The following is a 15,461-nucleotide window of genomic DNA, read 5'->3' on the forward strand; positions in this document are numbered from 1 at the left end:
GGAGGATTTTGTGAATAAACCGTTAATGATTGGATGTGTAACAGTTCTGGCAGTTATAGGTGCGTTTGTTGTTGGCTGTAGAGTTGAAACTGTTGGTGATCCGGATAAACCAATAAAGATTGAGGCACATATCACCGTTGATATACGCCAATTAAAAGATACTGCTGTAGATATTGAAGATATGGTAAGTGGTGACAAACCCGCCCCACAAGCATCTCTTCGCTCAGTTCCTGAGTTTATATTTTCTGTCTTTGATATTGATAACGCTTGTGCTGCAGGTAGTATGTCACTCAAATTTTCTACCCCTGAGACTGATAGAGCCATTAATGCACGTAGAAATAGATTTGGTGACTTGCAGAATTATAAGAACCAAGGGCTTGTTGGAGAAGGAAACAAAGGGTATGTTGTACAGCTTGGTGGTGGCGGCAACGTTAAAGCGCTTGTTGACACGGAAAACAATGATAGAAGCATTATCTATCATGCGATCGTAGAACAAAACGGCATGGCTTCTTCTGACATTGCTATAGTGCAAAAAACTTTTGCTGAAGTACAAAGAGAAAAAGCATCAAATGGCCAGAAAATACAGCTCGGGTCAGGACAGTGGATTACTAAATAGCGTTTAGCGTATAGCGTATAGCGGATAGTTTATAGCTTATAAAACACCGCGTAGGTTGCCTAAGGGGATTCCTACGCGGTGAAAAAAAATAGGGAAATTAAAGGGGATATAAAGATGGTATTGTTTTTATTGGGTTTGATGGTTTTGATGAACGCGCTTGCGTTTACGGCAATACGGTTCGGCATGGAAAAAGTCCCGGATGGTCCTATACTGAGTACTATACTTAAAGGTATTGGTAATCCGCTTGTCTTGGTAGGTGTTGGGCTGCTTGCATCCGGCATGCTTTTATATTTTTATGTTTTATCAAAACTGGAGCTAAGTATTGCATATCCGACGGCAATAGGCCTAGAAACTATTTTTGTTTTGGCATGTGCATGGGTGTTTTTGAAGGAACCGATAACGTTTCCTCATTTGATTGGTATAGCGTTAATTTTGGTTGGGATAATATTGATAAAACATTAAAACGCGAGCCGCGTTTTAATGTTTTATCAAATAGCGTATAGCGGGTAGCGTTTAGCGTATATATTTTTGTTTTGTAATAGATGATTGGGTTCTAGGAGTTAACTCTGGGTGATTAATAATCTTACATTTAAAATTACAAAAAATGATCTCCCTCAAAGGCTTGATAAATATATTTTAAAAAAAATAGGGACTTCGTCCCGTTCATTAATTGCTGACGTGATTTCCTCAGGCGATATACTTCTCAATGATAAAAAGACACAAAAGGGGAAACTGTTAAGACAAAACGACAGTGTCAAAATAGTAAAATTATTGGAAACATGTGATATAAAAGTTATTCCGAACAAAAAGATAAAGCTAGATATCATTTATGAAGATGAGAGTCTTTTAATAATAAACAAACCTTCCGGAATACCCGTTCATCCTATAAAGCCAACAGAGACAGATACCTTGTCTAATGCCCTTGTAGCATATAATCCTAAGTTAAGTAAAATTATTGAAGATAACCCGCTTTTCCCGGCATTTGTGCACAGATTAGATACTATGACCAGTGGCGTAATTGTTGCCGCTAAGAATATGGCTACCTATATGTATATGCGAGAACAGTTTAAGAAGAGGAAAGTAAAGAAGATATATTATGCGTTAGTTGAAGGTATCGTTAAAAAAGACGGTGAAATAGATAACTATATGGCGCATGATCCAAAAGATAAAAAGCGGATGGTGGTATTAAAAAGTTATGATAAGGCCCGAAGGGTACTTCGTGCCATTACAAAGTATACAGTTAAAAAAAATATGGAAAGCCATACTGTGGCTAAAATACAGATAAAGACGGGTGTTATGCACCAGATACGATGCCACATGGCATCAATAGGCCATCCGTTAGTGGGGGACAAGATCTATAATAAAAATAAGTGTGAAGAAGCTTTTTTACATGAAAAGAGGCGAAGCCTCCATGCGTATGAGATAGGGTTTATATATCCGAGAACGAGAGATAAAGTTACATTTACATCAGAATTACCGAATAATCTTAAATAAATGACTTTACGGGCACAGTATTTTATTGACAGATTGCGCGATCTCTATACAATTATTCCTAAAAATAAATGGAGGAGAGTCGAAATGATAAAAAAGCTTTTTATAGTAGTGGCAATAGCAGTAATGGCATTAACAGCGTCAAATGTATTTGCATTTACAATAACAAATGGCGATTTTGAAAGCGGGTCAGCTGGTTGGCTTGGATACGATCGAGATGGGGCAGGTACAGCGGCAGGATCATTCGCAGCTGATACGTTTCCTATTCCTTCAGCAAGTACAGGTGGAACTGATTACGGGGCTGGTAAATATACAGCAGCTATTGCTGACAGTAAATCATGGTTCCTTTATGTCAATTCAGCTGATAGCGTTGGGCAAGCATCTTATTCTGGTTTATATCAAGATATTAATTCAGGTTTTAGCATAGGTGACACTGTAGGGGTATCGGCTCGTCTTGTTACACTAGATGCGGGTGCAGATCGGTTTTCTCATATAAAACTTGAGTTTTATGATGCAGACGATGGGACGATTTCTGATAGTGATTCATCCTCTGGAACTGAGGGTGTGAATAAGGCGACAACAACATATGGTTATGGGGAAAATTTAACGTTAGTATGGACAGCAACTGTCCCTGACACTACTTCATACTTCAGGGTAAATTTGATTTTAAATACAAATGCGGATGCTTCTGATGCAAGTGCTATGTGGGATAATGTAAGCGCCGTTCCCGAACCATCTACCGTAGGACTTTTCGGTATAGGGCTCATAGGTTTAGTTGGTGCTGGTGTGAGAAAATATAGAAAGAAAAAGATATAAACTTTTTCTTTCAGCTATAAGTTATGGTAAAAGAGCCCCGATAATATCGGGGCTCTTTTTTTTAATTAGCGAGATTTGATATGTTGTTTCAGTTTTGCCAAAATATGTTTTTATGCGCAACGAAAAACAACCGGGGAGAAGTCACAGTGAAAGTGACGAAGTCACAAAAAAGGGGACAGTCCCGAATTATTCAAGAATAATAGGGACAGTCCCCTTTTTTTAGAATCGCAAACCGTACAATGAGTTTTTAGCACCCAAAACCCAGCACCTAGAGCCTTTTTCTATAGTCTTATGGCTAATCTTTTATCCAAAAGAACTTGGTTAAGAAAGATCCCTTTTTCTAAAACAATTAAAGGGTTATCTTCATTTTTTGAGTAAAAAATATCCATTTAAAACCGGACATTTTAACTTTGGGTTGACAAGAAGTCACATATTTATTGACAGATTTGCGTAAGCATACATAATTATTCCTAAAATAAAGTAGAGGAGAGTGTCTACATGATAAAAAAACTTCTTATAGCAGTATCGATTGCAGTCATGGCATTAACAGCATCAAATGTATTTGCAATAACAGTTGGTGATCCTGGATTTGAACTAGGGTCATATTGGTCGTATAATTCAGGGACGAATGCTTCTAGTGACAGAACAAATACGTTTCCTCCAGATGGGTATGCTAGTTACACATCGGCAATAGCTGATACTTATTCAGCTTTTATGAATGTGGAACAAGCATCTGGCTTTGCTCAGGTATATCAGCAATTTACAACTGGTTTTTCTGAAGGAGATATGGTGGGTTTATCTGGGAGAGTGGTGCAGTTTGACGGTGAAGCGGATCAGAGATGGGGGCAGATAAAAATTGAGTTTTATAATGGTGTTGACCCGATTTCTGATTTTGTTTCAACAGAGGGATTTGAAGGGGTTAATTATGTTTCAGGCACTTATAACTACGCTGCTGCAACAACAATCAGTTTTCAGAAAGAAGTTCCTGCTACTTGCGATAAAGTTGTTATAGTATTTGAAGTGGTAACAGGAGGATCACCTAGCGGGAATGCTAGTATGTTGGTAGATTCAGTTCAAGCAGTCCCAGAACCATCTACAGTCGGACTTTTCGGTATAGGTCTTATCGGTTTAGTGGGTGCTGGTGTAAGAAAATATAGAAAGAAAAAGATATAAACTTTTTCTTTCAGCTATAAGCTGTAAGTTTTAAGCTATAAGATATGGTGAAAGAGCCCCGATAATATCGGGGCTCTTTTTTTAATTAGTGGAATAGTAAAAATAGTAAAAGTGACGAAGTCACCAGCGGCACAAAAAAGGGGACAGTCCCCTTTTTTTACAAACCGTACAATGAGTTTTTAGCACCCAAAACCCAGCACCTAGAGCCTTTTTCTATAGTCTTATGGCTAATCTTTTATCCAAAAGAACTTGGTTAAGGAACATACCTTTTTCTAAAACAATTAAAGGGTTATCTTCATTTCTTGAGTAAAAATATCTAAAAAAAGATTGCGTTAAGTCATATCTAGCATGGTTATACAGTTAAAGAAATAGGTGAGTATTTAAATGCTCATTATTCAACAGTTAGTAAAATCCTGAAAAAATCACAATTCAAGACCTGATCCCTTTTTTACTGCTTGTTGATGATAAGATCTATAATAAAAATAAGAGTGGAGAAGCTTTTTTACATGAAAAGAGGCGAAGCCTCCATGCGTATGAGATAGGGTTTATACATCCGAAAACACAAGAGAAGGTCACATTTAAATCAGAATTACCAAAAACTTTAAATTGAAAGTGACGAAGTCACATACATGTTGACAAATTTTGGTGAATATATATAATTATTCTTAAAATTAAATGAAGGAGAATCGAAATGACAAAGAAGTTTCTTATAATAATGGCAATAGTAGTAATGGCGTTAACAGCTTCAAATGTGTTTGCAATTACAGTATTAAATGGTGATTTTGAGTCAGGTGATGGTGATGTAGGTACTGCATCTAACTGGACCCCCTATTATTCATTCGGCGGAGGAAGTGCTATTTGGTATACGGAAAATGAATCTAAAACTTATCATTATCCACCTGATGGATATGCAAATTATACAACGGCAATAGCGGGAGATGGTTCATATTTTATTGAAACCAATGCTAGTGCAAAACATGCAGGTATTTTTCAAGATTTTACCACAGGATTTTCAGTGGGTGAGTCTTTGGTATGGTCAGCCCAGGTAGTTTCGTATGAAGCTAATGGTACTGATGCTTTAAAAGGGGCAATTAAAGTTGAATATTATGATTCTACTGATTTTGATAGTAAACTTAGTGAAAGTAATTCAAGTACCGATGCAGGTGCTTCTGCAGGTACTACATATATAAACGCTGCAAACACTTTAGATAGTGTTTTAACTATTGGTTGGACAAATGAAGTGCCGGTTGGAACACTGGGTATTAGATTGAACATTGTTTTGAATAATGATTCTCTAGGGGCGCAAGGTGCAGTATTAGTAGATAATGTTTCAGCTGTACCCGAACCATCTACAGTCGGACTATTCGGTATAGGTCTTATTGGTTTAGTTGGTGCTGGTATAAGAAGATATAGAAAGAAAAAAGCTTAACTCAGCTATAAGCTGTAAGTTGTAAGCTATAAGATATGGAAAAGAGCAGGGAGTTAATCCCTGCTCTTTTTTTTAAATTAGCGAGATTTGATATGTTGTTTCAGTTTTGCCAAAATATGTTTTTATGCGCAACGAAAAACAAACGGGGAGAAGTCACAGTGAAAGTGCCGGAGGTACAAAAAAGGGGACAGTCCCGAATTATTCTTGAATAATAGGGACAGTCCCCTTTTTTTAGGAGTACTCAAACCGTGAACCGAACACCACTGACAAAAAACAGTAAAAGTGACGAAGTCACCGAAGTTACTAGCACAGTCTTTTTGCTAATCCTTCATCCAAAAGCACTTGGTTAAGGAACATACCTTTTTCTAAAACAATTAAAGGGTTATCTTCATTTTTTGAGTAAAAAATATCTGTAAGATACCGGCCATATTTATCTCTACCGTGACTTTTGATTATAACGAACGGTAAATCTTTAAGTGTTTTTGAAACAAACTTAGATGCATCAATACCTTTTTTTGTCTCAATGGCTGGAGTATCTATACCACGCAACCTAATCTTTTGTTTAACCCATATTTTGAAACCGCAATCGATGTTTACCCAAATAGTGTCACCATCAACGATTTTTTTGATCTGTGCTTTATAAGTATATAAATGTCTACGATTAGTTGTTGCTGCAACAAACTTGTAGTTGTTTTTGGTTTTAACACTTTGTGCGAAATTGCCTTTAAAATTTGTTGTATCAGATTCCTTATAAATATTAAAACCACAATCAATAAGAAAATTATCTGTGTAGACATCTTTAAATATCTTATATGTGTAAAGCCTACCTTTCGAAACAGACAGTTTTTTCTTTTTTTTTCCAGAAAACTTTATGGGCGGAATTTCTTCCTCTTTATTTTCTTTAAGAAAAGTTTCTAATGCTCTGTTTGACAAGTTATCAGTCGAAACTTTAGATTCAATTAGATCTCTCTTTTCTTTGTCTTTAACCGAGGATAATAAACGGTAATGAGACCACTTTAGGTTTTCGGAGAGTTTAAAATCAGGATATGTATTATAAAATTGAGACATTTGGTAGAGGAGACGTTCACCAACAGAAAGATCTCGAGAAAGACTTTTATATAGTTTTTTGCCGTAATCAGCTCGATGCTTATTTTTTGTGAGGTGGTCAGATATCGATTTACCTATATTCCAGTATGCTGCGATCTTTTCCGTGTCATAAGCTTTTTGAGCACGAACAATGCCTTCAGCGATTTCTTTTTTAAGCTGTTTTAATAGCTTTGAGTATGGAGCTTCTGAAACAAGGGACGTAGTCATAAGACTATTATATAGATATTGCACGCTGTGTGCAATATCTATTTGGGGGGTGGTAAACACTACTAACAAAAACACTAAAAGTGAGGAAGCAACAGTGAAAGTGACGAAGTCACCGGAGGTACAGTGAAAGTGCTGGAGGCACAAAAAAGGGGACTGTCCCAATTATTCAAGAATAATTGGGACAGTCCCCTTTTTTAACACTACAAACAAAAAACAGTAAAAGCAACGAAGTTGCCGAAGTCACTCCATTTGTGGGAGTATTGATTCTTCCTCTTCTTTAAGTTGTTCCCATTTCGCTGTCTGAGACATGAACATACCACCTGAACGTAAATAGGTGCCTTTTTCAAGATATATTTCTTTAGGTACTTTACGTGTCATAAATATAGATTTCCACATCTTAACATTTTCAGCCGCAGGATAATTGAATAGTGTTGGGCTGAGATATACATTAGGTATATCACCGATTATTTTCTCGATTTTAGCATAATCTAGATTTGAGAAAGGTAGCCATATCGCTGTACGGTTACAATACCAAGCAATAGCCCACGGTATATCAGTAACAACCACTTCGTTAGGACCGACAAGCTGCTCAATAGTTTTCATTTGCTTTTCAGTTTGTGCACGAGCACTTTTCCCGCCACCAATAAACTTCGTGATAAGAGGGAAAATATTAATGAGAATAAATACCGTGAGTATTAGTAACTTCATTTTTCGTGAGATAGCAAAATATGATGAATCAACAGCATAGTAATAGTAATGTGCCGCAGCCATAATAATAAAAGGGATAAAAGGAACAAGGAGATTAGTGCCCGGATAAAAAAGGCTCATAACAATAAGAAATACAAAAGACGCAAAAATATAAAATCTTCGGAATGCAAATGTTCGCACATTTTCGTAGAGTACGAAAAGCGATACAAGGAAAAGCACCATGAGATAATTATTTGGAAGAAAAATGATTTGTCGGTATAGCGCTTGAATACCGTAATATGTTTTTTGCACAAGAGCCAGACCGAGAGCTTTGTTCGGTATATTTATGTCTCTTACGATACGTAAAAATGAGTTCCCCGGAAAAATATTCGAGAACATAATAGATTTATAAAATTCGAGTGTATAAAAAGGGTTGCCGGTAACAACATAGTTTCTGTATAACCAGGGAGATATTGAGAGAACAAAGATAAGCGTAAAATATACAATATGCCTTATTTTTTTGCTTTCAAACGAACTCATAATATGAAAAACAACAACAAAGTAAAGCAGCCCATACGCGTATTGTGACAAGAAACATAGTCCGAGTAAAAGACCTGCAAGCAGGGTAATGAGAACAGATTCCTCATTGAGGTAGTAGAGCACAAAGAGAAACAACATAAACATGAATATCAGAAACGACATGGGAAGACCCGAAATACTGTAATCAAGCATAGCAGAGTTTGTAATATATAATGCGAGCGTAAGAAACGCTGTTTTTGAATCAAAAAGTTTACATGCCATAAGAAATATAAGTGGGATACTCAAGAGATAAAAAAGACTGCTTGTAAGCGCAACAACACGGTCAGTAGCACCAAACACTCTAAACATGCCTGCAAGTACCATTGTGTAGAGTGGAGGGGCCGTTAGCTCAGGGTGATCGACGATATCAGGTGAGACTGTTAGTGCGTACGGCCTAATAAGTTTTGTGGTAAAACCTTCACCGGTAGCTACATTGCGTGCGATCTGTGCAGTATCCATTGCATCAATTTTTGTAAGCCCATCAAAGCGTATAGCATAAAACAGGAAAAATATGAGAAGACTTAAAAATACCCATAAAAGAATCTTTCCCGGAATTTTAATGTATTCCTCAACATTATCATTAAATTTAATAAATATTTCTTCTACACGACCAGCAAAAAACGATTTAAAAATATCCATGTGTTCTCCTTAGTATTCGTAACATTTAGTGTGTATATTACTCTATATCATTATTGTCTTCAAGTTTTTCCCAAAGTTGTTTGTCTGATATTATAACACCGCCAAAATCCATTGATTTTCCTTTATTGAGATCAATATCCCAGGGAAGATATTTGTGGAATTGTGCGTTAAGCCATACAGATATATTTTCTCCGGCAGGAAACGATCTGAGTAACGGACTCAAATAGATACATTGTATAGGGCCAACACTGCTTTTGATCTTGTTATAATCATCTCTATTATAGGGAATCCATACTGATTTACGGTTAGAGTACCATGCAATAGCCCAGGGAATATCAGAGATGATGACTTTATCAGCGTCAGTAAGTTGTTCTATTCCATTCATGCGGTTAACAGGATACGGGCTTATTGTGGCACCACCATGGACTAAAGATGTCATTAAGGGGTACATATTAACGATAATAAAAGCAAGTAACAGTAATTGTCTTATTCTTTTTGATAGGTTACGCGTGAAATGACCATTAATAATATATGTGATAAAATAGAAAACGGCATAAACGATAACAATAGGGATAAAAGGAATTAAGATATTAATTCCTGGATAATAAAGAGATAATATCAGAGTTATGGTAAGAAATAAGACCAATACTATTTTCTTGAAAGACAAAAGTTTGAGATTTTCTTGTTTTGCAAAAAAATACATTATAAAAAACGGCATAAGGTAATTTTGTGGAAGATAGAGAAGGTTATTATAATTAATATATATACCGTAGTAAAATTTCTTAATAATTAATGAAATGAATTGAAAAAAAGATATATCTATAGGACTCGTTGAGCATAACAAGTAATTTTCAGGAAATGTTGTTGTAAACATAAGCGGTTTTAAGAATTCAAGTGTATAAAAAGGATTTCCTGTAAGAACACTATTTCTTATGAGCCAGGGGCATGTAGTAATAAGAAAGAATACGGTGAAAAGAACGCATGCTTTAACTTTATCTTTTTTAGCGTCAATTGACATATAGATATAAAATAGTAATGGCGCGTACAGGAGTCCATAAGAGTATCGTGTGAGGTAGCACAGGCCAAGAATAATTCCGATTGCAGCAACTCTTACGAAATATCTATCGGGTATTTTGTAGAGCAAGAGTATAAGTATAAGAAAAAGGAATATGAGAAGAGATACGGAAAGACCTGAGATACTGTAAGAGAGCAATACCGGATTTGTTATATATAGTGCAAGCGAATATAAAGCGATACGTTTATCAAATAATCTCATGCATAAAAAGAAGAAGAGCGGAACACTCAGAAGATAAAATACAGCGCTAGATAAAGCAACGATCTTATCGCTTTTATGAAAGAATGATATGAAGCGTGAAACGATATAAGGGTTTAGTGGAGGCGTTATTATATCTGATTGCGGTAGGGTTGTTTTCTCGTTAATTGTTTTAGGAAGCAAAAAAGACGTTGTAAAACCTTTTCCTTTAGCTATGTTTTGTGCAATTTGCGCGTCATTTATTGCGTCAATTTCTATTAATCCGTTAAAGCGTATTGAAAAGAAAACAAAGAAAATAACGATGCTCAGTACAGTCCATAATAAAATCATTCCCGGAAGCTTCAAAAATTCATCTATGTTTTCAGATATATATATAATGATATTCTGAAACTTCTGTTTGTATTTAGATGTTAATGATTTTTGCATGGTTTAGTGTGCTCTTTCGAATTAAAGTATGATAGTATATAATGGAGAATTTGTTAATACTTATCATAAGGAATCTCTAAATGAGTAAATATCTTTGGTGTCTGATTATTTCTTTTATTTTGTTAAATCATATGGGCTATGCCGAAATAAATGAAGATGAACCCCGTCATTTGTCTAAGGCAAAAGCTGCTGAACGATACGCAAATAAAGGCGATTACAATAAAGCAATCGAGCTATACACTGGGTTAGTTCATGAATACCCCGGAAACGAATATTTTATAAAAAATCTTGCCTATTTATTTAAGAAAACGAATAGAGTTAATGATGCAGCCCAAATGTATCTTCTGTTGTTTAAAAAAGAAATTATGAAGTTAAAACAACAGGGCAAATACGAGTTAAGTCAAAAAGCACTAAAACAATACTATAATATCCAGTCTATTCATCCACGTGACCCAATGATATATGTAAGACTTGGTCAGGAACTTATGGTGTATGGCAAGCCCGAATGGGCAAAGAAAGAAGCTCTTAAAGCGCTTGAGACTGATCCGCAATGTTCTGATGCATATATTCTTCTTGCCCAGTATTATCAAAAACAAAGAGAAATAAGGAAAGCTGTTGAGGCTCTTGAAAAATCTGTTGCAATAAATCCTGATAACTGTCGTGCACGGAATAATTTGGGTGGCTTATATCTTCAGATGTACCGCTATAACGACGCTGAAAAAGAGCTCAAGAAAGCAATAGAAATAAAAGGCGATAGCGCACACAGCTATTATAATTTGGCAGTTTTATACCTACAGAGGAAGGAATACGACAGAACGATATATAATCTGCAAAAAACGCTGGAATATAATCCACTCAATATAAATGCAATTATCTTGCTTGCAGATGTATATTTTGCACAGAAAAAGGATTTCAGGAAAGCTCTTTCGTTGTATTACCGTGCAATGGACTATACGGGGCTCATAACAGGCAGCCAAGCAATTATTATTCAGAAGAAAATTGCGAATATTGAAGAATTACTAAAGAAAAAATAGCCACTATGACCAAAGAAAAGAAACTAAACATTATTATGATGCCTATGCCCAATGCATAGATAAAAGGACGTGCATATGTTATTAATTGAAAAAATAGTTTTTTTAAAGAAAGTATCACTTTTTGCTAGAATTGATTCAGAAGAATTAATGGCAATTGTGCAAATCGCGCAAGAAGAAAGTTACGCTAAAGATACACTTCTTTTTAAAGAAAGTGATTTTGGCGATAAATTTTATGTTATTGTGTCAGGTGTCGTTGAACTGATAAAAAAAGAAGGTGAGCAGGATAAGAAAATTGCGGAACTATCTTCCGGCGAATATTTCGGGGAAATGGCAATACTCACTGAAGATGGCAGATCCCTTACTGCGGTTGTTTCCGAGCCGGTTCTTCTACTGACCATTAATAGAGATGATTTTAAAAGCATTATTGATGAAATCCCATCATTATCTTTTCAAATATTCAAAGTTTTATCTGATCGCATAAAGAGTCTTTTATAAATTATGAATGCATACAAAAAGATACTATCAAAAATACGTAGTGAGGAAGCCATTAAGGTAATGCTTGCTATGTCTCTTTTCTTTATGATTCTCTTCGGAGGTTTCTTGGGCTTTAATGCTTCTATTGCGCTTTTCTTGAAGCGTGTTGGAGTAGAACTGCTGCCGGTTGTATATATCATTAATGCTTTTTTTATGATAGCTATGACTTTAGTGTATTCACTTTTTGCTGATCGAATAAATAATTTTACAATGGCTCTTGTTTTTTTTGCCTTGGATATAGTTCTAATACTTTGTTTAAGGATGGCTCTTACGTTCTCTTCATTTCTTGTTCCTATCATGCTTTTTATGTTTATGATTACGGTTATTAATTATGCCACCATACAATTTTGGGCAATGAACGATACACTGTTTTCGTTCATGGATTCAAAGCGATTATATCCGTTACTAGCGGCAGGTGGGACAATGGGCGCAATTGCAGCCGGTTTTTCGGCTAAGAAACTTGTCTATTATTTGCATTCTGAGAACCTCTTTTTTGTATCTATTGGGACACTGGGAATCGGAATGCTCATAATACTTATACTGAAACGGTACGAAACAAAAAAAGAAGTGAGACAAGTAAAGAAAATTGATCCGTCAAAAATTGTCAGTGATATGACCGATGGGTTTAGGTATGTAGCTAAATCAAGGTTGTTTGGCATTTTAAGTATAGTTGCGTTTCTCACTTATTTACTCAATTTCTGTATTGATTATAACTATAGCGATCTTATTCAGAAAAGTTTTGAGACCGAAGATCAGATGACAGTATTTTTAGGTTTGTGGACAGGGATATTAAATATACTTACTATAATAGTACAGTTTTTCTTCGCTTCAAAGATCATATCAAAATTGGGGATTGGTAACGCTGCGATGATCACTCCGAGCGTATTTTTTCTTGGATATCTCGGTCTTTCATTTAGATTTAGTTTAGCAGCCGGTGTTTTTGCTAAAGTTGTCCCTGCCTTTGTCAGGTTTTCAATAGGAAACCCGGTTACAAACATCATATGCTATCTTGCGGATGAAAAGAGCCGTGTAAAAGTACGTGTGTTCATTAACGTGTTTGTTATGTCACTTGGTATGCTCACTTCAGGAATAATCCTTAATGTACTTGTTAAACAATTCGGTGTATCTGCGGCAAGAATATGCATGCTGCTATTAATCCCGGGTATTGCCCTCATCATATTTTCACTAATGCTTAAAAAGAATTATAAAAAAGCAATCTTTGCCCTGCTAAAATCAAAGGATAAAACATCGATATTTTCATTCCTCAACCAGGTTGAGTTTGCAGATAGCGATATTGCCGATTCACTTGTTGAGAGCTTCAACAATGCTGACAATGAGAGCACTCTGGTACTTATAGACCTATTATCTACAACAGGTGAGAGTCAACGCAAAAGTGTTTCAAATCGGCATTATGAACAGTTTTCAGATGAATGTAAGGTCAAGTTTATTAATGTAAATGTATCAATTAACGATGAGGGCATGCTTAAAGAATTGGTTGCTAAGATAGAAAACGAACCAGATAATGTAAAAATTGCTCTTATGGAAGCTATAGATAAATGCAATACAGCTATAGATAAAAATGTGCTGCGGGGATTAAGTGAGAGCGATAACTCATTGATTAAAATCCATGCTCTTAAACTTCTATTTAAAAACGGTAATAAAGATGTTCTCAATAATATTAAAAGCTTATGTGCAGAAAATGACTCTACTGGCTGCAAAATTGAACTTGTTAGAATTTTGGGGGAACTTAACGTTCCTGAGATTAACACTCTTATTGTAGATTTATTAAAATCAAATGTGACTGATACGAGAAAGAAGCTTTCTTATGTTATACCTTCAGTGAAGAATGATTTAATAAGGCAAGCATGTTACGAGTGTGTTAAAAATGATAAAGAAAATGAGATTGAGTGGCTTAACATGGTTGCTCGCTGCAAAGATGATGTGTTTATTCCGATTTTGATAGAGAAATTGAAATCTGACAGGGATAGAGCTCGTAGAAAAGCGGTAAAAATATTAAAGTCGTATGAAACGATTCCTCATGGTGACTTATTAGATTTGCTTGTTGGTACAGGACGAGTAGAAGTAAAAAAAGCAATTGTAGCCGTTCTTGTAAATATAAGAGATTTTAACAGTGATGAACTAAAAAAACTGCAGGATGTGGCGTACAGTAAGTTAAAAGATGTATATGAGCTTTATCTCGTAAAAAAATCTTTTCAGAAGAATATCAAAACAGATGCAGATACATTGCTTATTGAGGCTTTGAGCGAAATGATCCGTAAAGGTGTTATTCTCATTTTAAATATTGTTGCAATATTAAAAAAAGACAAGAATATACTATTAATTTCAAAGAACATTTATAGTGCTGATAAACGCATAATTGACACTGCGATAGAAAGCCTGTTTATTATGAAGGAAGATGAGCTCATTGATGCGGTTATCCCACTGACGTATGTGCATTATATGAGTAAAATTGAGAAAATCGCATACGATAAATTTAAGATCAAGAAGAAAACAAAAGATGAAATGATAAAGTATCTCATCGGTGCGCAAGATGAGTGGTTGCGTATTACGGCCCTTAATGTTATTAGAGTTACAAAAAAAAGCATGACGTATGTCGATGATATTAAGGCCTTATCAGACACTCATAATCCTATTGAACAAGAATTAGTGAGCTTTCTAGCACAGTCACAATAGCGCTTTAATCAGAGATCCTTGTTATCACCCTGTCAAAATCTTTTGGATAAGACACTTTGAAAGTAAGTGTTTCTTTTGTCACAGGATGGTCAAGGGCAAGTGAGTATGCGTGTACAGCAGGCCTGTTGATTAACGGTGAAGCTATCCCATATTTAATGTCGCCAATAATTGGTAATCCAGAATGCCCGAATTGAGCTCTTATTTGATGTGGTTTTCCTGTTGAGAGAACGACTTCTATAAGTGAGATGTTTCTTACCGTATCAGGTAGTATATCTGTTTTTAGTGTAAACGTTTTTATTGTCTTGTATATCAGCTTTGCTTGAACACCATTCGGTGATATATGGACCATATTATTTTTTGTGTCTTTAACCAGATTATGCGTTAGAATGCCTGATAACTTTTTCGGTTTTCCGCGAACGAGGATATGATAGGTGCGTATTACCGTGTTTGTGCGAAACTGGAGAGAAAGACGGGAAGCTGCTTTTGAGTTTTTTGCAAAACACATTACACCAGATGTGTTTCTGTCAAGACGATGTACTAGCCCCAAAAACACATTACCTTTTTTATTGTATTTTATTTTTAGGTATTCTTTTGTGATAGTAAGCATATCACTGGACTCTGATATATCTTTTTGAGATAAAATACCCGCAGGTTTATTGATAACAAGGAGCATATTGTCTTCATAGAGAATTTGAGGGGCAAGATTTGGCATATTTGTAGTTGTCTAATTTAGCGTTTTAGATTACTTTATTTTAA

The 15,461-nt window shown here is 35.6% G+C and carries 13 protein-coding genes; 9 read left to right on the forward strand and 4 right to left on the reverse strand.

What is annotated here, in order from left to right:
- Positions 1–10: 10 nt before the first annotated feature.
- The 6 genes from P9M13_06575 to P9M13_06600 all read left to right on the forward strand — a co-directional run bounded on the left by P9M13_06575 (position 11) and on the right by P9M13_06600 (position 5,525).
- Positions 11–616, forward strand: coding sequence for a DUF1318 domain-containing protein (locus P9M13_06575; protein MDP8262948.1), 606 nt, complete (start codon positions 11–13; stop codon positions 614–616).
- Between the two features lie 78 nt (positions 617–694).
- A complete protein-coding gene (locus P9M13_06580) occupies positions 695–1,078 on the forward strand; it encodes an SMR family transporter (GenBank protein MDP8262949.1) in 384 nt (127 codons plus the stop codon).
- Positions 1,079–1,186: 108 nt separating this feature from the next.
- Entirely contained in the window at positions 1,187–2,110 is a 924-nt protein-coding gene (locus P9M13_06585) for an RluA family pseudouridine synthase (GenBank protein ID MDP8262950.1), read from the forward strand.
- Positions 2,111–2,194: 84 nt separating this feature from the next.
- Complete coding sequence (locus P9M13_06590; protein MDP8262951.1) at positions 2,195–2,923, forward strand: PEP-CTERM sorting domain-containing protein; 729 nt, start codon at positions 2,195–2,197, stop codon at positions 2,921–2,923.
- 498 nt (positions 2,924–3,421) lie between these two features.
- Positions 3,422–4,096 (forward strand): PEP-CTERM sorting domain-containing protein, encoded by a 675-nt coding sequence (locus tag P9M13_06595; GenBank protein MDP8262952.1) that lies wholly within the window; start codon positions 3,422–3,424, stop codon positions 4,094–4,096.
- Positions 4,097–4,787: 691 nt separating this feature from the next.
- On the forward strand, positions 4,788–5,525 hold the full coding sequence (locus P9M13_06600) for a PEP-CTERM sorting domain-containing protein (GenBank protein ID MDP8262953.1): 738 nt from the start codon (positions 4,788–4,790) through the stop codon (positions 5,523–5,525).
- 303 nt (positions 5,526–5,828) lie between these two features.
- Here the strand turns inward: P9M13_06600 and P9M13_06605 are convergent, their stop codons facing one another.
- From P9M13_06605 to P9M13_06615, 3 genes are all read right to left on the reverse strand, one after another.
- The gene (locus tag P9M13_06605; protein ID MDP8262954.1) at positions 5,829–6,839 is read right to left on the reverse strand and encodes a DUF1016 N-terminal domain-containing protein; all 1,011 of its coding nucleotides are present in this window, start codon (positions 6,837–6,839) and stop codon (positions 5,829–5,831) included.
- 240 nt (positions 6,840–7,079) lie between these two features.
- Entirely contained in the window at positions 7,080–8,744 is a 1,665-nt protein-coding gene (locus P9M13_06610; GenBank protein ID MDP8262955.1) for a glycosyltransferase family 39 protein, read from the reverse strand.
- 37 nt (positions 8,745–8,781) lie between these two features.
- Positions 8,782–10,443: a glycosyltransferase family 39 protein gene (locus P9M13_06615; GenBank protein MDP8262956.1), complete on the reverse strand. Its 1,662-nt coding sequence runs from the start codon at positions 10,441–10,443 to the stop codon at positions 8,782–8,784.
- 80 nt (positions 10,444–10,523) lie between these two features.
- Here P9M13_06615 and P9M13_06620 point away from each other — a divergent pair, with 80 nt between their 5' ends.
- The 3 genes from P9M13_06620 (at position 10,524) to P9M13_06630 (ending at position 14,705) form a co-directional block, all read left to right on the forward strand.
- Positions 10,524–11,477: a tetratricopeptide repeat protein gene (locus tag P9M13_06620; GenBank protein ID MDP8262957.1), complete on the forward strand. Its 954-nt coding sequence runs from the start codon at positions 10,524–10,526 to the stop codon at positions 11,475–11,477.
- 75 nt (positions 11,478–11,552) lie between these two features.
- The gene (locus tag P9M13_06625; protein MDP8262958.1) at positions 11,553–11,972 is read left to right on the forward strand and encodes a cyclic nucleotide-binding domain-containing protein; all 420 of its coding nucleotides are present in this window, start codon (positions 11,553–11,555) and stop codon (positions 11,970–11,972) included.
- Between the two features lie 3 nt (positions 11,973–11,975).
- The gene (locus P9M13_06630) at positions 11,976–14,705 is read left to right on the forward strand and encodes a hypothetical protein (protein ID MDP8262959.1); all 2,730 of its coding nucleotides are present in this window, start codon (positions 11,976–11,978) and stop codon (positions 14,703–14,705) included.
- A gap of 4 nt (positions 14,706–14,709) precedes the next feature.
- On the opposite strand, the gene P9M13_06635 is transcribed toward P9M13_06630, so the two are convergent.
- On the reverse strand, positions 14,710–15,417 hold the full coding sequence (locus tag P9M13_06635) for an RluA family pseudouridine synthase (GenBank protein MDP8262960.1): 708 nt from the start codon (positions 15,415–15,417) through the stop codon (positions 14,710–14,712).
- Positions 15,418–15,461: the final 44 nt, after the last annotated feature.

This window comes from Candidatus Ancaeobacter aquaticus (assembly GCA_030765405.1).
Lineage (GTDB): Bacteria > Auribacterota > Ancaeobacteria > Ancaeobacterales > Ancaeobacteraceae > Ancaeobacter > Ancaeobacter aquaticus.

Coding starts and splice junctions, on each gene's coding strand:
- P9M13_06600 (MDP8262953.1), top strand. CDS start 4,788: ATGACAAAGAAGTTTCTTATAATAATGGCAATAGTAGTAATGGCGTTA.
- P9M13_06635 (MDP8262960.1), bottom strand. CDS start 15,417: ATGCCAAATCTTGCCCCTCAAATTCTCTATGAAGACAATATGCTCCTT.
- P9M13_06610 (MDP8262955.1), bottom strand. CDS start 8,744: ATGGATATTTTTAAATCGTTTTTTGCTGGTCGTGTAGAAGAAATATTT.
- P9M13_06630 (MDP8262959.1), top strand. CDS start 11,976: ATGAATGCATACAAAAAGATACTATCAAAAATACGTAGTGAGGAAGCC.
- P9M13_06625 (MDP8262958.1), top strand. CDS start 11,553: ATGTTATTAATTGAAAAAATAGTTTTTTTAAAGAAAGTATCACTTTTT.
- P9M13_06595 (MDP8262952.1), top strand. CDS start 3,422: ATGATAAAAAAACTTCTTATAGCAGTATCGATTGCAGTCATGGCATTA.
- P9M13_06620 (MDP8262957.1), top strand. CDS start 10,524: ATGAGTAAATATCTTTGGTGTCTGATTATTTCTTTTATTTTGTTAAAT.
- P9M13_06615 (MDP8262956.1), bottom strand. CDS start 10,443: ATGCAAAAATCATTAACATCTAAATACAAACAGAAGTTTCAGAATATC.
- P9M13_06590 (MDP8262951.1), top strand. CDS start 2,195: ATGATAAAAAAGCTTTTTATAGTAGTGGCAATAGCAGTAATGGCATTA.
- P9M13_06605 (MDP8262954.1), bottom strand. CDS start 6,839: ATGACTACGTCCCTTGTTTCAGAAGCTCCATACTCAAAGCTATTAAAA.